The organism is Streptomyces sp. NPDC055955 (genome assembly GCF_042270245.1).
Lineage (GTDB): Bacteria > Actinomycetota > Actinomycetes > Streptomycetales > Streptomycetaceae > Streptomyces.
Map to the genome: position 1 here is coordinate 271,864 of NZ_JBHJYS010000009.1, position 17,296 is coordinate 289,159.

A 17,296-nucleotide genomic window follows, 5' to 3' on the forward strand; every position below is an offset into this window, starting at 1 on the left:
GGCATGGACTACGTCTCCGCGCTCGTGCCCCCCGTAGTGATGGCCGTCTTCTTCATCGGTCTCATCGTGACGATCGTGAAGTCCCAGGGCGGCGACAAGAAGGCCAAGGAGGACGCGGCCGTCGACGCGGCGATCGCCCGCGCCGAGGTGGCCCGCCAGGCCGGCCCGCAGCCGAGCGACATCTGAGAAGGGCGCCCCATCGGGCGCCCTTTTTGTCGTTATTAGGCTCCGTTCGCCACGTCCGGCGCCTTATTGCCGACTTCTGCCACTAGTGTGCTGCTCGTGCCGCGCCCATTGGGAGAACTCGAAGACGCAGTGATGACACGGGTGTGGAAGTGGAACCGCCCCGTGACGGTTCGCGAAGTCCTGGAAGACCTCCAGCAGGAACGGTCCATCGCCTACACCACGGTCATGACCGTTTTGGACAATCTCCACCAGAAGGGCTGGGTGCGTCGCGAAGCGGAAGGCCGGGCCTATCGATATGAGGCCGTCTCCACTCGCGCCGCCTACTCAGCCGCGCTGATGAACGACGCGTGGTCCCAGAGCGACAACCCGGCGGCGGCTCTCGTCGCCTTCTTCGGGATGATGTCGCCGGAACAACGCGAAGCGTTGAGCGATGCCGTGCGCATGGTGCAGGGACCTCAGGCGCAGGCCCTCACGGCTCAAGAGCCGGAACGGTCCGAAGCCGCCGAGGGGCGTGAAGAGCCACAGGACTCCGAAGAGCCCGAAGCGCCTGAAGCATCGGAAGGGCCCGGGGAACCTGAAGGACCCGGGGAACCGGCCTCGGGCGCCGGGCGATAGCGTCCGCTCATGCCAGCACAGCTCCCCGAAGTCACCGCAAAAGCAGTCACCGTGCGCAGGGCGAGGACGGCCGATGTGCCGTCCGTACGCCGACTCCTCGACGCGTACAGCCGCGAGGGGATCCTGCTCGACAAAGCCACCGTGACGCTTTACGAGGACATCCAGGAGTTCTGGGTCGCGGAACGTGACGACAACGCGGAGGTCGTCGGCTGCGGCGCCCTGCATGTGATGTGGGAAGACCTCGCGGAAGTACGCACCCTCGCCGTGAATCCGGTGGTCAGGGGCGCGGGCGTCGGCCATCAACTGCTCCAGAAGTTGCTGCAGACCGCACGCTGGATCGGTGTTCGCCGGGTTTTCTGTCTCACCTTCGAAGTGGAGTTCTTCGCGAACCACGGCTTCGTGGAGATCGGAGAGGCGCCCGTCGATACCATCGACACCGATGTCTACAGCGAGCTCTTGCGTTCCTATGACGAGGGTGTCGCGGAGTTCCTCGGTCTCGAACGAGTGAAACCGAACACCTTGGGCAACAGCCGGATGCTTCTGCATCTGTGATCGCCCCCCGGTATTCCTGAGCAGCTCCCTGCCCAGGTGCCCTATGTCCGAAACGCGCATCTTTCCGGGCTTCTCGGGGTCCTTGGTCTCTCGCGGATCTCTCCCAGGGGTTTGTGTTTTTCCAGCAAAAGCGGTTTGCTTTCCGACGTACTGCGTACTGCATATAACAAGGGGACGGCGAATCAACGGCTGAGGTCGTGGGGTCCGGCCCTACAGATATCGATGAAAGGAAATCCGGTGGCACAGAAGGTTCAGGTCCTTCTTGTCGACGACCTCGACGGCGGCGAGGCGGACGAGACCGTGACGTTCGCGTTGGACGGCAAGACTTACGAGATCGACCTCACCACCGCCAACGCGGACAAGCTCCGCGGACTTCTTGAGCCGTACCTCAAGGGTGGTCGTCGTACCGGAGGCCGTTCCGCCGGCGGACGCGGCAAGGCGCGCGCCGCGGTGGCGGGCGGCAGCCAGGACACGGCGCAGATCCGTGCCTGGGCCAAGGAGAACGGTTACGAGGTCAACGATCGCGGTCGTGTCCCCGCGTCCATCCGTGAGGCCTACGAGAAGGCCAACGGCTGAGCGCCGGCACGTCGCAACCGGATCCGGTGGCACTGAGTCGCCGCCGTTTCCACCAGTCGTACGAGACCGGGGGCGCCCCCACCGCCCCCTACGGCCGACAGTGCCGTCAGGGCCGGAAGTGACGGCTCGACGTCGCATCCGGGCTCGGGGGGCCGCACCCAGACAGCGGCCTCCTGCGCGTCCGGAACTCCCGCGGGCGCGGGCGCGTCGATCCGCCCGCCCGCACCGACGGCGGTGAGATCGAGGGGCAGCGCCCCCCACTCCAGCCAGTCGAGCAGCCCCGGCAGCTCCTCCGCGCTGCCCGCGGCCACCAGCAGGCGCATCGTCCCCCCTTGCCGGGCCACCGGGCACCCGGGGTCCAGCCGCCGCAGCACGGCACGTCCCGCCTCCGCGGGCAGTTCCAGCACGTCGAAGCGGAGCCCCGTCAGCAGCTGAAGGCCCTTGGGGCCCGGCGCGGTGGCCCAGCCGAGCGCCTTCTCGTACCACTCCCGCACCGGGTCGCCCGCGTCGAGCGGCCGACGGGGCAGGGGCACGGTGGACACGGTGGAGGCCATGTCCGGAGCAACCGCCGGGAACGCTCACGGGTTACGGAACGTTGTCGAGTGAGTGCGTAGAGTTGCTCAAACGGGGGCGTGTGGAGGCGTTCGGCGGCGCAAGGGTGTTCGCCCGTAGCGGAGGGAACGGGGGTGCGCCGCATGGACTGTCACTCCTGGCGGGTAAGACATCCCTAGTGAGGAGGGGCGACACGTGGGTTCTGGCCGCCTTGCGTTCGCCATCGGCGTACTGATGGTGGGGGTAACTGCCTGGCCTGCGGGAACATCGTCTCGCACCATCGGTGTTGGAGCAGTTGTCGGCGTTCGGGTCAGGAGGCCATCGACGGGTGTCGGCAGTTGGAATGAGCGGTCCCCGCTTGCGGGACTAAGCTGCGGAAGGACAGGGAGGGGAGCGTCCCCTTACTGCCTGACCGCTCTGAGGAGCGATTAACGATGTTCGAGAGGTTCACCGACCGCGCGCGGCGGGTTGTCGTCCTGGCTCAGGAAGAAGCCCGGATGCTCAACCACAACTACATCGGCACCGAGCACATCCTCCTGGGCCTGATCCACGAGGGTGAGGGTGTCGCCGCTAAGGCCCTGGAGAGCCTCGGGATTTCGCTCGAGGCGGTCCGCCAGCAGGTGGAGGAGATCATCGGCCAGGGCCAGCAGGCCCCGTCCGGGCACATCCCCTTCACCCCCCGTGCCAAGAAGGTCCTGGAGCTGTCGCTCCGGGAGGCTCTTCAGCTGGGTCACAACTACATCGGCACGGAGCACATCCTGCTCGGCCTGATCCGTGAGGGCGAGGGCGTCGCCGCCCAGGTCCTGGTCAAGCTGGGCGCCGATCTCAACCGGGTGCGGCAGCAGGTCATCCAGCTGCTCTCCGGCTACCAGGGCAAGGAGACCGCCGCCGCCGGCGGTCCTGCCGAGGGCACGCCCTCCACGTCCCTGGTCCTGGACCAGTTCGGCCGGAACCTCACGCAGGCCGCCCGCGAATCCAAGCTCGACCCGGTCATCGGGCGCGAGAAGGAGATCGAGCGGGTCATGCAGGTGCTGTCCCGCCGTACGAAGAACAACCCGGTCCTCATCGGCGAGCCCGGCGTCGGCAAGACCGCCGTCGTCGAAGGCCTCGCGCAGGCCATCGTCAAGGGCGAGGTGCCCGAGACCCTCAAGGACAAGCACCTCTACACCCTCGACCTGGGCGCGCTGGTCGCCGGTTCCCGTTACCGCGGTGACTTCGAGGAGCGCCTGAAGAAGGTCCTCAAGGAGATCCGCACCCGCGGCGACATCATCCTGTTCATCGACGAGCTGCACACGCTGGTCGGTGCGGGTGCCGCCGAGGGCGCCATCGACGCCGCTTCGATCCTGAAGCCGATGCTGGCCCGCGGTGAGCTCCAGACCATCGGTGCGACCACGCTCGACGAGTACCGCAAGCACCTGGAGAAGGACGCCGCTCTCGAGCGCCGCTTCCAGCCGATCCAGGTCGCGGAGCCGTCGCTGCCGCACACGATCGAGATCCTCAAGGGCCTGCGCGACCGCTACGAGGCCCACCACCGCGTCTCCATCACGGACGAGGCCCTCGTGCAGGCGGCGACGCTGGCCGACCGGTACATCTCGGACCGCTTCCTGCCGGACAAGGCGATCGACCTGATCGACGAGGCCGGTTCCCGGATGCGCATCCGCCGGATGACCGCGCCGCCGGACCTCCGCGAGTTCGACGAGAAGATCGCGGGCGTGCGCCGCGACAAGGAGTCGGCCATCGACTCCCAGGACTTCGAGAAGGCAGCGTCGCTCCGCGACAAGGAGAAGCAGCTGCTGGCGGCGAAGGCCAAGCGCGAGAAGGAGTGGAAGGCAGGCGACATGGACGTCGTCGCCGAGGTCGACGGCGAGCTGATCGCCGAGGTCCTCGCGACCGCGACCGGTATTCCCGTCTTCAAGCTGACCGAGGAGGAGTCCTCGCGCCTGCTGCGCATGGAGGATGAGCTCCACAAGCGCGTCATCGGCCAGAAGGACGCCGTCAAGGCGCTCTCGAAGGCGATCCGCCGTACGCGTGCCGGCCTGAAGGACCCGAAGCGCCCCGGTGGCTCGTTCATCTTCGCGGGCCCGTCCGGTGTCGGTAAGACCGAGCTGTCCAAGGCGCTCGCCGAGTTCCTCTTCGGTGACGAGGACGCGCTGATCTCCCTCGACATGTCGGAGTTCAGCGAGAAGCACACGGTCTCGCGTCTCTTCGGTTCGCCTCCCGGTTACGTGGGCTACGAAGAGGGCGGCCAGCTGACGGAGAAGGTGCGGCGCAAGCCGTTCTCGGTGGTTCTCTTCGACGAGGTCGAGAAGGCCCACCCGGACATCTTCAACTCGTTGCTGCAGATCCTGGAGGACGGTCGTCTGACCGACTCCCAGGGCCGGGTCGTGGACTTCAAGAACACGGTCATCATCATGACGACCAACCTCGGCACGCGGGACATCTCGAAGGGCTTCAACCTCGGCTTCGCGGCCCAGGGCGACACGAAGTCCAACTACGAGCGCATGAAGAACAAGGTCTCGGACGAGCTCAAGCAGCACTTCCGCCCCGAGTTCCTCAACCGCGTGGACGACGTCGTCGTCTTCCCGCAGCTGACCCAGGACGACATCCTCCAGATCGTCGACCTGATGATCGGCAAGGTCGACGAGCGCCTCAAGGACCGGGACATGGGCATCGAGCTCAGCCAGTCCGCGAAGGAGCTCCTGGCCAAGAAGGGTTACGACCCCGTGCTCGGCGCGCGTCCGCTGCGTCGCACGATCCAGCGCGAGGTCGAGGACTCGCTCTCCGAGAAGATCCTCTTCGGCGAGCTGCGTCCGGGCCACATCGTGGTCGTCGACACGGAGGGCGAGGGCGACGCGAAGACGTTCACCTTCCGCGGCGAGGAGAAGTCCCCGCTGCCGGACGTCCCGCCGATCGAGCAGGCGGCCGGCGGAGCCGGTCCGAATCTGAGCAAGGACGCGTAACCCTTCGGGGATGCGCTGAGTCGAAGGGGCTGCCCCAGGACTTCGGTCCTGAGGCAGCCCCTTCGTCGTGCCCCCGTGATTCAGCGACCCCAGCGGCGGACGGTGACCTCGGCGTGCGGGAAGAGGCCCGCGTACACCTCGTCGGCGGCCGGTGCGGCGTCCTCGGCGAAGAAGAGGCGCACGTCGTCCGCGTACGGGACGGCGGGAGCGAAGCGGGCGACGCGCTCCTCGGTTCCCGCCTCCAGGTGGAGGGAGAGGACGCGGATGCCGGGCAGCTCGCTGGACGGGCCGTGCGGGGGCAGGAGCAGGCCGCCGAGGGAGAGGCGCGTGAGCGCGGGGTGCCGGGCGAGCTGTTCCCAGTCGCGTGGGCCGAGCGGGGCCGCATCGCTGGACAGGTTCAGCCAGGTCAGCTCGGGGAACGCGGCCAGGCCGTTGAGTCCGGTGGTCCCCGTGGCGCCTCGGCCGAGGATGAGCTGGTCGAGCGGCGCCCCGACCGGCAGGAACGCGGCGAGCGAGTCGCCGGGGACCGGCTGGACGACGCTGAGCGAGGAAAGGCTGGTCACCCGGGACAGGCCGGTGAGGGCCGGCAGCGCGGGCAGGCCGATCACCGACAGATGCCGGAGCCGCATCTCGGCGAGGGGTGCCAGGTCGCGGACCTCGGGGCAGTACATCAGCGACAGGAAACCGAGCGAGGGCAGCGCGTGCAGGGCCCGCATGTCCCGTATGTGGGGGTTGCTGCGGAGGGTCAGATGTTCGGAGGCGTCGGGGTCCAGCGCTCCCATGAACGCGTCGAGCGGATACTCCCCGTCGAGGTCGACCCGCCGCCACGGCGGCATCGTCCACATCGCCCGTACCTGCTCCTCGCTCGTGACGGTCAGGTCGAGCCCGTCCCGCCCCACGTGCGCGAGCACCTCGTCCGCGTACTCCTGGGCGTCGAACCTCCGCCAGGTACCGACGAGCTGGCGTCGTACGTCGAGTGACGTGTGGGCGCGGAAGCGCTTCAGGACCGGCAGGGAGCCCTCGTGGCCCAGGCGGGAGGCCGTGGTGACCACCGCGTGGGCCTCCTCGTCCGTCAGGTCCTGCGGGCCGGGGAGGAGTTCGAGGACGAACGGGCTCGCCTGCGCGAGCTGTTCGGCCTCCTGGGGTGTCCGGGGCGGGATGAGGGCGGCGGCCCGTTCCCGTACCTCTTCGAGGACCTCCTGTTCGACCGCCGAGGCGTCCTGAAGGCTCGCCAGCGCGAGGAGGGTCACGCGCGGGCTGTCGACGGCCAGCAGGCCCCGTAGCAGCGTCGTCCGCTCACGGGTACGGGCGTGGGCCACGGCCATCCGTACGACGTCCTCCCACTGCGTGTCGCCGGCATGGCCGAGCAGGACGTCGAGGTGGCCCTCCTCGACCGCGTAGCGCGCGCCCAGGTGGTCCAGGAACGTCCGGTGCGCGAAGTCGACCACCTGCGGGGCAGGGCTGCGCAGGACGCCACTGCGCAGCAGGAGGTGGCGCAGGATCGTGGGGGCGTCGCCCTGGCGCGCGGCGTCGGGGACGGAGAGCAGGGCGCGTTCGAGGAGGGCGAGCGCGGTGGTCTCGTCCATCTCGGTGCGGCCCGCGAGCACCAGGGCGTAGGCGAGGCGCTGGAGGAGTTCGGTCTGGTCCTCGGTGTCGAGTTCGATGCCGTCGAGGCCGCCCATGCCGCGCTGGCGGTCGCGGTCGGTGAGGATCATCTGGAGCGCGGCGTCGTACAGGGCCTTGCGGCGCGGCGGGAGATAGCCGCGGCGCGCGCGGTGGAGGGCGCAGATCATCCCGCACATGAGGGGGTTGGTCGCCAGGAGCGACAGGTCCGGCTTGGCGCGCAGGGCGTCCAGAAGCTGTTCCTCGTGCTCGGCCGCGCCGGCGGCCGCGTGCCAGCGCCGTACGAACGCGCCGACCGTCCGGCGGCCCATGGGGGCGAGGGACAGCTCGGCGAACCCGTCCCCGGCCAGCCAGTCGGAGCGTACGGCGGTGGGGCGGGCGGTGAGCAGCCAGCGATTGCCGGGGAAGGCGCGGACGAGGCCGAGCAGCCAGTCGCGCACGCGGGGCCGGTCGGCCGAGGGGACCTCGTCCAGGCCGTCGACCATCACGAGGCCGCGCCCCGCCGTCAGGACGCGCTCGGCCCAGCCGTCGGGCGGGGTGTGCGGGCAGTCGGCGGAGGAGAGGAAGGCGGCGGGGGAGGGGAGCCCCGCGGCGCGGATCAGGGTGCGCAGCGGCAGCACGTAGGGGATACGGCCCGTGGTGGTGATCGCCAGCCACTGGACGAGGGTCGTCTTGCCGGAGCCCGCCTCGCCGCGCAGCAGGACCCGGTCGTGGCCGTCGAACGCGTCCTCGGCCCTGATCTGCACCGTCGTGGCCCCTTGGGGGTCGCCGTGCGGGGCTTCGGGGCCGGTCTCGCGGGTGGCTTCGAGGCTCAGGTAGGCGACGTCGAGGGGCCAGACGTCGGGGGAGTCGCGCAGGTCGAGGCCGAAGATGGTGATGCGGTTGTGGCGCTCCGCGAGGTGGGCGCGGTAGCGGGCCTCGAAGGCGGTGTCCTGCCCGTCGCGCGGCGGGGTGCGTGTGATCAGCGCGTCCACCTTGGCGATCAGCTCGGACTGGGCGCGGCTCTGCTCGACCAGGGTGCGGGCCACGAACGTGGAGCGCTGGGTGAAGAAGTGCAGGATGTGCAGGCAGGCCCACTCGGTGACCGAGTCGAGGAAGTAGGCGGCGTCGGTGGTGAGGCCGGGCGCGGGGGCCGCCTCGCGCAGGGTGCGGGCCAGCTGCCGGTGGCCGAGGCGGACCGCCTGGACGTCGTCCATGTCGAGGTCGCCGAGGGCGAGGAGCCTGCGGCTGAGGGCGGTTGTGACCGCCTCCTGCTCGTCCGCGGGGAACGGCGGCTCGCCCGGGGACCGCACGGCCTCCCGCACCAGACGGGCTGCGAGGTGCCCGACCTCCTTCTCCCCGAGGGTCCGCTTCTCGCCGTGGAAGGTGATGAGGCCCGAGAGGCGTACGGGCTGGTCCACCAGGCCCGCGCCGGGGCCGTCACGGGTGAGGAGCTGCTTCACCAGAGGCGAGAGCACGCTCGACGCCAGACGTGTGCCGAGAACTGCGGGATCCATCTGCGCTTCCCCCCGGAAGGCCGTGAAACCAGGCGCTTCAGCGTAGCCCGCGTCACATTCACGGGTCTCTGGATCTTGCCTCCCGGTGACATGGCGCACAGGCGTTTTGTCCGCTACTAGACGCAATAGTGGATGCGACGCAGGGATGGGGGGTTGTTGCCGCATCGATGGATTCTACCGATATGTCCGTTTCTTGGATCGGTAGGGCGGGTGGCCCGCGGGGCGCCGGAACGCAGGGGTGCGATGTGGCCATAAACCTGAGATCGGGGCATAAAACCGACAGATCGCAAGGGGTCTTCGAAGGCTGTCAAGAGGTTGAAGTCCCGACCTTTTAGTACGGCTTTGGGTAGTAGGTGGGGCCTTTGAGCCGAGATGGGTTCCCGGGTTACCAATGAACAGCCAGCCCGGCACGTCACCAACGAGTGCCGGTCTGTTCCTGTCATCAACGCGGAGGTAATCCCCGAATGTCGAAGCGCACCATGACTTCTTCTTCCGGCTCGTCCCAGCTCCGTACTCGGGCGGCCGTCGTGACCGTCGCCATGGGAGCCACGGCGCTGCTGGGGGCCGGGGCCGCGGTCGCCGCCGAAAGCACTCAGGGAACCGTCGCGCTGCCCGGCGTGGCCGCGGCTTCGGTCCAGGCTCAGGCCAAGGCTCAGGCCAAGGCCGCCGAGCAGGCCAAGGTGCACGCCGCGCAGGTCAAGAAGGCCGCGGCGAAGAAGGCCGTCAGCTGGATAGACCCGGTCCAGAGCTACAAGCTGTCCGCGGGCTTCGGCCTCGGCGGCAACATGTGGTCGCACAAGCACTCCGGCCAGGACTTCGCCGTGCCGATCGGCACCAACGTCATGGCCGCCCACGGCGGCACCGTCGTCAAGGCCGGCCCCAACGGCGGCGGCGACGGCCCGGCGTACGGCAACGCCATCGTGATCAAGCACGCCAACGGCACGTACTCGCAGTACGCGCACCTGTCCCGCATCGACGTGCGCATCGGCCAGACGGTCTCCACCGGTCAGCACATCGCGCTCTCCGGCAACACCGGTAACTCCAGCGGCCCGCACCTGCACTTCGAGATCCGCACGACCCCGAACTACGGTTCCGCGGTCAACCCGGTCAACTTCCTGAAGTCCATGGGCGTCAGCGTCTGACCTGCGCACACGAGCTCACCTGCGTGAATGAGCTCACCTGCGCGAAGAGCGCAACTGCATGACAGAGCTCAGGCGCCCCGCTGCGCCCGGGTGACGAGATCGGTGGCGACCTCGAGGATGGCCTTGCGCTTCTCCTCGGGGTCGCCTTCGACGTCCTTGAGGACGAACAGGCCCGCGTGCATCGAGAAGATCGCACTGAAGCAGCGGACCCGCTCGGTCATGGTGGCGTCCTTCGGCAGGAGCTGGTCGAGGAGCGCCTTCATGCGGTCCTTGAAGAGCTCGCCGATGCTCAGCTCGCGCATGGTCGCCTGGTTCTCCTGCATGAAGCGGAACAGCGGCCCCGCCCCGTGCAGCGCCAGGCTGTAGCGCTCCATGAGCTCCTGCTTGGTCTCCAGGGTGTCGGGCTGCTCCAGGCCCCACTCGATCAGCTCGTCGATGGGCCGCGTCAGATCCTCGAAGAGGCTGACGACGATGTCTTCCTTGGTCTTGAAGTGGTAGTAGAGCGCCGCCTTGGTGACGTCGAGGTGCTCGGCGATCTCGCGCAGCGAGGTCTTCTCGTAGCCCTGCTCGGCGAACAGTTCCAGCGCCACGTCCTGGATGCGCTGCCGCGTGTTCCCGCGGCGCTGCTTGCTGCTGCCCATCTGTGGCTGCTCCTTCGTGCTGGTGGCGGGCCCTGGGAGAAAACTTACTTGACGCCCGGCTAGTTAGCGCTCTATCTTCCCTCAGTGTAGTCAACTTGCCGGGCGGCAAGTAAGTATCTGGGGAGTGGGGATCATGGCGGAGACCGGAACAGTGGCGGTGGACACCGGCGGGGGCGGCGCGGCGGCCACCGAGGGGCGGCAGCCACGCAGTGTGCGCGTAGTCCTGATGGCGTTGATGATCGCGATGCTGCTCGCGATGCTCGACAACATGATCGTGGGCACCGCGATGCCCACGATCGTCGGTGACCTGGGCGGCCTCGAACACCTCTCGTGGGTCGTGACCGCGTACACGCTCGCGACCGCCGCCTCGACCCCCATCTGGGGCAAGGTCGGCGACATGTACGGCAGGAAGGGCGCCTTCCTGACCTCGATCGTGATCTTCCTGATCGGCTCCGGGCTCAGCGGCATGGCCCAGGACATGAACCAGCTCATCGCGTTCCGCGCGATCCAGGGCCTCGGCGCCGGCGGCCTGATGGTCGGCGTCATGGCCATCATCGGTGACCTGATTCCGCCGCGGGAGCGCGGCAAGTACCAGGGCATGATGGCCGGCGTCATGGCGCTCGCCATGATCGGCGGACCGCTCGTCGGCGGCGCCATCACCGACAACTGGGGCTGGCGCTGGTCCTTCTACATCAACCTGCCGCTCGGCCTCGTCGCCCTCGCCATGGTCACCGCGGTCCTGCACCTGCCGAAGAAGCGGGCCAAGGGGAAGATCGACTACCTGGGTGCCGCGCTGCTCACCGTCGGCATCACGTCGATCGTGCTCGTGACGACCTGGGGCGGCTCGCAGTACGCCTGGGGCTCCGCCGTGATCATGGAGCTCGCCGCGATCGGCGTCGCCGCGCTCGTCGGCTTCCTCTTCGTCCAGACGAAGGCGGCCGAGCCGATCCTGCCGCTGCACATCTTCCGCAGCCGCAACTTCACCGTGATGTCCCTCATCGGCTTCATCACCGGCTTCGTGATGTTCGGCGCCGTGCTCTTCCTGCCGCTCTACCAGCAGACGGTGCAGGGAGCGAACGCGACCAACTCCGGTCTGCTGCTCCTGCCGATGCTCCTCTCGATGATGGTCGTCTCGCTGGTCGCGGGCCGCGTCACCACCAACACCGGCAAGTACAAGGTGTTCCCGCTGGTCGGCAGCGTCCTGATGGTGGTCGGACTGTTCCTTCTCGCGCAGATGGACACGGAGACGACGCGCCTCACTTCCGGCCTGTACATGGCCGTGCTCGGCGCGGGCATGGGCTGCCTGATGCAGATCACGATGCTGGTCGCGCAGAACAGCGTCGAGATGAAGGACATGGGCGTCGCCTCGTCCTCCACGACCCTGTTCCGTACGCTCGGCTCCTCCTTCGGCGTCGCGATCATGGGCGCGCTCTTCAACAACCGCGTCCAGGACGTGATGGCCGAGCGGGCCGGTGCGATGGGCGGCAAGGTCGCTGAGCATTCCACGCAGCTGACGGCCGACGGCCTGGCCAAGCTGCCGGACGTGGTGCGTGACGCCTACCTGCACGCGGTGTCGGCCGGTACGCACTCGGCGTTCCTGCTCGGTTCCGTCATCGCGGTTCTGGCGCTGATCGCGGCGGTCTTCGTGAAGGAGGTGCCGCTGCGGGGCGCGGGTCCCGCCGCCAAGGAGGCGTCGGCCGCAGCCGAGGCCGCGGGTCCGGCGGACGTGCAGCCGGTCGACATGGCCAAGGCCGGTACGGCCACGGCCGACGCGGCTGTGAACGGTGCGGCCACGGCCGACGCGAAGCCGGCCGAGGGGGTCGCGGCCGGGGACGCCGCGGCGGACGGCAGGACGGTCTCCGAGACCGTCTGAGCGGGTCGTCCCGATCCTCCTCGGCTTCTGTGAAGGCCCCCGGTGCGCATCAGCGCACCGGGGGCCTTCGCCGTGCCGGGGGCGTTGTCAGTGGGGCGTGCCAGCATCGGTGACGTGGAGAAATTGCGGCAGCTGCGGCTCGCCAAGGACGCGATGGACCGCGACTGGGCCGAGGCCGAGCTCGACCTGGACGCGGTGGCGGCCCATGCCGGTTATTCGCGCTACCACTTCGTGCGGTGCTTCAAGGAGGCGTACGGGGAGACACCGGGGCAGTACCTGACGCGCCGTCGGATCGAGCGGGCCGAGGAGATGCTGAGATCGGCGGACCTGTCGGTCACGGAGATCTGCGGCCTCGTGGGGTTCAGCAGCCTGGGCACGTTCTCGTCCCGGTTCAAGAGACAGACGGGCCTGACCCCGAGCGAGTACCGGGCGAAGCACGTGGGGCGCGGGGCGGCGCTCATCCCCGGGTGTTACGCGATGTTGTGGGCCGGCGGCTTCCCCGGCAGGGGGCCGTCCGTGAGCACGGGGCAGGGGGCCCGCGAGGAGCGCAATTCTGGAGAAGCGGGGGCGGGGGGTGACTGCCTACGGTGACAGTGCACGGCCGGATCCGCCGGCCCGTGGCCCGACCACCGCGGAGCGCATCATGATCAAGGGACTCGCCATTTCCACCGTCTGGGTTCTCGACCAGGACCGGGCCAAGGAGTTCTACACCGAGAAGCTGGGCCTCGAAGTGCGTACGGACATGACCATGGGCGAGGGCGGCATGCGCTGGCTGACCGTGGGCGCCAAGGACCAGCCCGACGTCGAGCTGACGCTGATGGTGCCCGGGGTGCCCGCGATGGACCCCGAGTCGGCCGAGGCGGTGAAGAAGCTGGTCTCCAAGGGCATTCTGGGGGCCGGCGTCCTGGTCACGGACGACATCCACGGGGACTACGAGCGGCTCAAGGCGCGCGGGGTGCAGTTCCTCCAGGAGCCGCAGGAGCGCCCGTACGGGACCGAGGCGATCTTCCGCGACGACTCCGGGAACTGGTTCTCCTTCACACAGCGGAACGAGGGTCTCGACCTCGACAAGGAGTGGGCCACCAGCTAGGGCCTGTCGTCGAATTCCCGTCTGCCCGGCGGCGTCTGGCACGCACTCCCCCTGGCTCTCGGCTTTGCTCGAGCAGGGGGGACCCCCATGCGGCGTTGCCGAATAGCCCTGGTAGCTCCGCTACCAGGGCTCTCCGGCGCCTTGCGATCGCACGCACCAGACGCCGCCGGGCCCGCCCCTCGGGCGGACGACGGGAATTCGACGACAGGCCCTAGGGCCTCTCGCTCGGATCACGCCGGGCTCGCGGGGCCTGGCGCCGCGCGGCGTCGTCGTCAGTCGCCGACGCTTGCGTGGGCTCCTTCCTCCGCCGCGCCCTGCACGGCACCAGGCAGCCGGCTCCCTGGTCCGGCCGGATCCGAACGCAAGGCCCTGAGGCGTCTCGTTCCGGGCCGTCCTCAGTCCGGCAGGCGCAGTATCGGGAAGCTTCCCGTGTTCGTCGGTGCGTGCTCCGGCAGCCACAGCACCGCCACCGCGCCCTCGGACGGAGTCCCCGAAGGAGCACCCGGCGGGCGCACGTTGCGGAAGGTGAGGCGGGCGCCCAGCACGCGTGCCTGACCCGCAGCGATCGTCAGACCGAGGCCGTGCCCCTGGCCCGCGCGGTCCGCCGCGCCCGTACGGAAGCGGCTGGGCCCCTCGTCGAGCAGCTCCTCCGGGAACCCGGGCCCGTGATCGCGCACGCGCACCACCCGGCCCTCGACGCTGACCTCGACCGGCGGCTTGCCGTGCTTCGCGGCGTTGGCGAGGAGGTTGAAGAGGATGCGTTCGAGGCGGCGTGGGTCGGTGGTGACCTCCGACTCGTGCACCACGCTCACCCGCACGTCCGCGTGGCGCGCGCCGACCCGCCGCGTCACGAACTCGCCCAGCAGCAGGTCCTGGAGCTCGGCGCGCTCGGCCGCGCTGTCCAGACGCGCCACTTCGAGCACGTCCTCGACGAGGGTGCGCATTGCCTGGGCCCGGTCCTTGACCAGCTCGCTCGGGCGTCCGGGCGGCAGCAGCTCGGCCGCGGTGAGCAGCCCGGTCACCGGTGTACGCAGCTCGTGCGCGATGTCCGCGGTGACCCGGCGCTCGGCCTCCAGACGCTGCTTCAGGGCGTCGGCCATCGCGTCGACGGCCTGCGCGAGATCGTCGGTCTCGTCGCGGACGACGCCGCCGATGGCGTCCCCGACCCGTACGTCGGTCCGCCCCTGCGCGACCTCCCTCGCCGCGGACGCCGCCTTGCGCAGGCGCCGTGACACCTGGCCGCCGATGAGCACGCCGAGGGCGCACCCGCCGAAGACCACCGAGATCGAGCCGATGATCAGGGCCTGGTCGAGGTCCTTCATGACGGTGGCGCTGCGGTCGGTGAAGCGGGTGTGCACGGACAGCAGGCGCCCGTCGCCGAGCGGGACCGCGGCCCAGATGTCGGGTACGCCGCCGGTCTGTTCGGAGACGAAAGTGGCGCGCCGCCCGGCCATCGCCCTCTTGCGCAGGTCAGGGGGTATGCCGGGGTCGTCGACCTTGAAGCCGACGGGGAGGCCGCGCCCGGTGGCCTCGTACTGGCGCGCCACGAACTGGATGCGTTCGTCCTGTACGTCGCGCGCGTTGTCCAGCATCGAGACACGCGCCGCGTTGTGCACGACCAGGCTCAGGGCGACGGCGACGAGCGCCCCCACCAGGGCGATGGCGACGCTGATCTTCCAGCGGACCCCGGTGTGCAGCGCCGGGCGCAGCCGTCTCAGCGGCAGCCGCAGCGGCTGTCCGAGCCGGGCGCGCGCGGTCGCGGCGGCCCCCCTCATATCCCGATCCCGTTCCTCGTCAGACAGCGAATGACCAGGCCGGCAACCGTACCGACCCGGTGGACGGTGCTCCGGACACCAGGCCCGGACAAGTCCCCCGGTCCCGACAAGTCCCCCCGTCCCGACAAGCCACCCGGCCCCGACACGACACCCCGCCCCGGCACGGCCCGTCAGGCCTTGAGCTTGTAGCCGAAGCCGCGGACCGTTTCGATCCGGTCCTGGCCGATCTTCGTGCGCAGCCGCTGCACGTGGACGTCGACGACGCGGGTGTCCCCGCCCCAGCCGTAGTCCCACACGCGTTCGAGGAGCTTGTCGCGGGAGAGGACCGTGCCGGGCGCGGACGAGAACTCCAGGAGCAGCCGCATCTCGGTCGGCGTCAGCGCGACCGTGGCCCCGTCCTTGCGGACCTCCATGCCCTCGGTGTCGATCTCCAGATCGCCGAAGTGCAGGACACTGCCGGTCGAGCCGGAGTTGTCGGCGGCGGCCGGCGCCGCGCCGGACGCCGACCCGCTCGCGTGCCCGAAGCGCCGCAGGACGGCCCGGATCCGCGCCACGAGGACGGCCCCGTCGAACGGCTTGGTCACGTAGTCGTCCGCGCCGGCCTCCAGGCCGAGCACCACGTCGATCGAGTCGGCCCGCGCAGACAGCATGATCACGGGGACGGTGGACTCGTCACGGATGCGGCGGCACAGGCTCACGCCGTCCAGGCCCGGCACCATCACGTCGAGCAGCGCGATGTCGGGCCGGTTCGCGCGGAACGCCTCCAGGCCCGCGAGGCCGTCCGGCACGGCCGTGACCACGAAGCCGTCCCGCTCGAGGGCGAGCTGGGTGGCCTCGCGGATGACGTCGTCGTCCTCGACGAAGAGGACGTGAGTGTGCTCTGCCATCCGAATCCGCTGCTCCTGATACCTCGTCCGAAAAATGGTCTGGTCCGTCATCTGCAATGGTCGGGGCTGTCCGGCCCGCCGTTCAGTTGTCGGACGGCGCGGGCGTGTCCCCGTTCACCGCGTTGCTGTAGTCGTTGTGCGTCCTGGCCTGCTCGACGAACCGGCCGGTGGTCCAGCGGTACGTCAGGACGTCCTCGCCCGAGGGGTACGCCACCGAGTCGCCCTTCTCGTACACCTGCTTGGTGACGACGAGGTCGCCGCGGTCTATCTCCGCGTACACCGGAGGCTCCTCGGCCTTGAAGACGTTCTCGTACCTCCCGCCGGTGTCGCGGTACACGTAGCTGCCGATGCTGACGGCGTCTCCGCAGGTCATGACGTTGACCACGACGTCGCTCGACGTGTTCCCCGTCAGGTTCCCGTAGGACACGTCGACCGGGTACTCGTGCCCCACGCAGGGCTTGAGGTCACGCTTGACCTCCGGGCTCACCGCCGGGTCGTTCTTGACGAGCCGGACCGCGTTCACCGTCTTGGGCGCAGGGGAGGCCGGGGTGGACGACACCGCCTTCGGGGCGGTCGAGGGGCCGGGGTCGGAGCGGGCGGGCCCTTCGTCGCGGGCGCCGGTACCGCCGGCCGAACAGGCCGTGAGGGCGCCGAGGAAAAGGCCGATGGCGGCGAGCGCGGCCACCGCCGTACTCCCCGCCTTCAGGACCCGACCGGCACGTATGCCTAGGCCGCGCAACGCTCCGTCTCCTCCCGTTCGAGCACGCGGTGGCCGGACTCGTGGCGGTCCCGGCTCTCCAGCTCCTCGCGGAGCCGGGCCAGCGCCCGGTGCAGCGTGCTCTTCACGGTTCCGGCCGACATGCCGAGGGCGGCGGCCGTTTCCTCTGTGGACATCTGCTCCCAGTGTCGCAGCACCACGACGCTGCGCTGCTTGGGAGCCAGCACCTTCATGATGTCCATGAGCAGCGCGCGGTCGGCGTGCTGCTCGGTCGAGTCGTCGATGCTCGCGTCGGGCAGCTGCTCGGTGGGCACCTCTTCGAGCTTGCGGGCGCGCCACCACTCCGTACGCGTATTGATCATGACGCGGCGCAGATAGGCGTCGGCGAGACGCTTGTCCGCTATGCCGTCCCAGCGGCCGAACGTCCGCACCAACGCCGTCTGGAGCAGGTCCTGGGCGTCGACGGGGTCCGGCACGAGGCGCCGGGCGCTGCGCAGCAGGGCGTCCTGCCGAGTGCGGACGTACTCCTCGAACTCGAGCACCTCGCCGTGCGCCATGCCAACCGCCTCCCGTTCGCGAACCGTTCGCGCTTCCCTGTCCGTCACCTGTG

16 protein-coding genes are annotated in these 17,296 nt (G+C 69.5%); 9 read left to right on the forward strand and 7 right to left on the reverse strand.

Annotated features, from left to right (window positions below; translation table 11 throughout):
* The first annotated feature begins 3 nt into the window (after positions 1-3).
* From ACFC96_RS20630 to ACFC96_RS20645, 4 genes are all read left to right on the forward strand, one after another.
* Positions 4-186: a hypothetical protein gene (locus ACFC96_RS20630; RefSeq protein ID WP_376613491.1), complete on the forward strand. Its 183-nt coding sequence runs from the start codon at positions 4-6 to the stop codon at positions 184-186.
* Between the two features lie 96 nt (positions 187-282).
* A complete protein-coding gene (locus ACFC96_RS20635) occupies positions 283-801 on the forward strand; it encodes a BlaI/MecI/CopY family transcriptional regulator (protein WP_376613539.1) in 519 nt (172 codons plus the stop codon).
* Positions 802-810: 9 nt separating this feature from the next.
* Complete coding sequence (locus tag ACFC96_RS20640) at positions 811-1,353, forward strand: amino-acid N-acetyltransferase (protein WP_326711808.1); 543 nt, start codon at positions 811-813, stop codon at positions 1,351-1,353.
* A gap of 237 nt (positions 1,354-1,590) precedes the next feature.
* A complete protein-coding gene (locus ACFC96_RS20645; RefSeq protein WP_100597736.1) occupies positions 1,591-1,929 on the forward strand; it encodes an Lsr2 family protein in 339 nt (112 codons plus the stop codon).
* Here ACFC96_RS20645 and ACFC96_RS20650 read toward each other — a convergent pair.
* Positions 1,908-2,483 (reverse strand): SCO3374 family protein, encoded by a 576-nt coding sequence (locus ACFC96_RS20650; protein ID WP_376613493.1) that lies wholly within the window; start codon positions 2,481-2,483, stop codon positions 1,908-1,910. The two genes, ACFC96_RS20645 and ACFC96_RS20650, sit on opposite strands and share 22 nt — an antisense overlap.
* Positions 2,484-2,915: 432 nt before the next feature.
* Here ACFC96_RS20650 and ACFC96_RS20655 point away from each other — a divergent pair, with 432 nt between their 5' ends.
* Positions 2,916-5,441, forward strand: coding sequence for an ATP-dependent Clp protease ATP-binding subunit (locus ACFC96_RS20655; RefSeq protein WP_376255953.1), 2,526 nt, complete (start codon positions 2,916-2,918; stop codon positions 5,439-5,441).
* 80 nt (positions 5,442-5,521) lie between these two features.
* Here the strand turns inward: ACFC96_RS20655 and ACFC96_RS20660 are convergent, their stop codons facing one another.
* Positions 5,522-8,560 carry an NACHT domain-containing protein gene (locus ACFC96_RS20660; protein ID WP_376613495.1) on the reverse strand — a complete coding sequence of 1,013 codons (3,039 nt, stop codon included), beginning with the start codon at positions 8,558-8,560 and terminating at the stop codon, positions 5,522-5,524.
* Positions 8,561-9,024: 464 nt separating this feature from the next.
* Here ACFC96_RS20660 and ACFC96_RS20665 point away from each other — a divergent pair, with 464 nt between their 5' ends.
* A complete protein-coding gene (locus ACFC96_RS20665; protein WP_376255957.1) occupies positions 9,025-9,702 on the forward strand; it encodes a M23 family metallopeptidase in 678 nt (225 codons plus the stop codon).
* 68 nt (positions 9,703-9,770) lie between these two features.
* Here ACFC96_RS20665 and ACFC96_RS20670 read toward each other — a convergent pair whose 3' ends face one another.
* The gene (locus ACFC96_RS20670; RefSeq protein ID WP_376255959.1) at positions 9,771-10,343 is read right to left on the reverse strand and encodes a TetR/AcrR family transcriptional regulator; all 573 of its coding nucleotides are present in this window, start codon (positions 10,341-10,343) and stop codon (positions 9,771-9,773) included.
* Between the two features lie 133 nt (positions 10,344-10,476).
* Here ACFC96_RS20670 and ACFC96_RS20675 point away from each other — a divergent pair, with 133 nt between their 5' ends.
* The 3 genes from ACFC96_RS20675 to ACFC96_RS20685 all read left to right on the forward strand — a co-directional run bounded on the left by ACFC96_RS20675 (position 10,477) and on the right by ACFC96_RS20685 (position 13,306).
* Positions 10,477-12,216, forward strand: a complete 1,740-nt coding sequence (locus ACFC96_RS20675) for an MDR family MFS transporter (RefSeq protein WP_376613497.1) — start codon at positions 10,477-10,479, stop codon at positions 12,214-12,216.
* 123 nt (positions 12,217-12,339) lie between these two features.
* Positions 12,340-12,807 carry a helix-turn-helix transcriptional regulator gene (locus ACFC96_RS20680; RefSeq protein WP_376256002.1) on the forward strand — a complete coding sequence of 156 codons (468 nt, stop codon included), beginning with the start codon at positions 12,340-12,342 and terminating at the stop codon, positions 12,805-12,807.
* Positions 12,808-12,859: 52 nt separating this feature from the next.
* Positions 12,860-13,306 (forward strand): VOC family protein, encoded by a 447-nt coding sequence (locus ACFC96_RS20685; protein WP_376255963.1) that lies wholly within the window; start codon positions 12,860-12,862, stop codon positions 13,304-13,306.
* A gap of 395 nt (positions 13,307-13,701) precedes the next feature.
* On the opposite strand, the gene cseC is transcribed toward ACFC96_RS20685, so the two are convergent.
* The 4 genes from cseC to ACFC96_RS20705 form a co-directional block, all read right to left on the reverse strand.
* Positions 13,702-15,081 (reverse strand): two-component system sensor histidine kinase CseC, encoded by a 1,380-nt coding sequence (cseC, locus tag ACFC96_RS20690; RefSeq protein ID WP_376613499.1) that lies wholly within the window; start codon positions 15,079-15,081, stop codon positions 13,702-13,704.
* A gap of 170 nt (positions 15,082-15,251) precedes the next feature.
* Positions 15,252-15,968 (reverse strand): two-component system response regulator CseB, encoded by a 717-nt coding sequence (cseB, locus tag ACFC96_RS20695; RefSeq protein WP_376267581.1) that lies wholly within the window; start codon positions 15,966-15,968, stop codon positions 15,252-15,254.
* An 82-nt stretch (positions 15,969-16,050) separates the two neighbouring features.
* Positions 16,051-16,707, reverse strand: a complete 657-nt coding sequence (locus ACFC96_RS20700) for a hypothetical protein (protein ID WP_376267583.1) — start codon at positions 16,705-16,707, stop codon at positions 16,051-16,053.
* On the reverse strand, positions 16,695-17,243 hold the full coding sequence (locus ACFC96_RS20705) for a SigE family RNA polymerase sigma factor (RefSeq protein ID WP_116511432.1): 549 nt from the start codon (positions 17,241-17,243) through the stop codon (positions 16,695-16,697). The genes ACFC96_RS20700 and ACFC96_RS20705 overlap by 13 nt, the downstream gene beginning before the upstream one ends.
* Positions 17,244-17,296: the final 53 nt, after the last annotated feature.

What these genes read in the sequence shown, in the direction of transcription:
- ACFC96_RS20630 (WP_376613491.1), top strand. Translation starts at nt 4, where the DNA reads ATGGACTACGTCTCCGCGCTCGTGCCCCCCGTAGTGATGGCCGTCTTC.
- ACFC96_RS20640 (WP_326711808.1), top strand. Translation starts at nt 811, where the DNA reads ATGCCAGCACAGCTCCCCGAAGTCACCGCAAAAGCAGTCACCGTGCGC.
- ACFC96_RS20650 (WP_376613493.1), bottom strand. Translation starts at nt 2,483, where the DNA reads ATGGCCTCCACCGTGTCCACCGTGCCCCTGCCCCGTCGGCCGCTCGAC.
- ACFC96_RS20655 (WP_376255953.1), top strand. Translation starts at nt 2,916, where the DNA reads ATGTTCGAGAGGTTCACCGACCGCGCGCGGCGGGTTGTCGTCCTGGCT.
- ACFC96_RS20660 (WP_376613495.1), bottom strand. Translation starts at nt 8,560, where the DNA reads ATGGATCCCGCAGTTCTCGGCACACGTCTGGCGTCGAGCGTGCTCTCG.
- ACFC96_RS20665 (WP_376255957.1), top strand. Translation starts at nt 9,025, where the DNA reads ATGTCGAAGCGCACCATGACTTCTTCTTCCGGCTCGTCCCAGCTCCGT.
- ACFC96_RS20670 (WP_376255959.1), bottom strand. Translation starts at nt 10,343, where the DNA reads ATGGGCAGCAGCAAGCAGCGCCGCGGGAACACGCGGCAGCGCATCCAG.
- ACFC96_RS20675 (WP_376613497.1), top strand. Translation starts at nt 10,477, where the DNA reads ATGGCGGAGACCGGAACAGTGGCGGTGGACACCGGCGGGGGCGGCGCG.
- ACFC96_RS20685 (WP_376255963.1), top strand. Translation starts at nt 12,860, where the DNA reads ATGATCAAGGGACTCGCCATTTCCACCGTCTGGGTTCTCGACCAGGAC.
- cseC (WP_376613499.1), bottom strand. Translation starts at nt 15,081, where the DNA reads ATGAGGGGGGCCGCCGCGACCGCGCGCGCCCGGCTCGGACAGCCGCTG.
- cseB (WP_376267581.1), bottom strand. Translation starts at nt 15,968, where the DNA reads ATGGCAGAGCACACTCACGTCCTCTTCGTCGAGGACGACGACGTCATC.
- ACFC96_RS20705 (WP_116511432.1), bottom strand. Translation starts at nt 17,243, where the DNA reads ATGGCGCACGGCGAGGTGCTCGAGTTCGAGGAGTACGTCCGCACTCGG.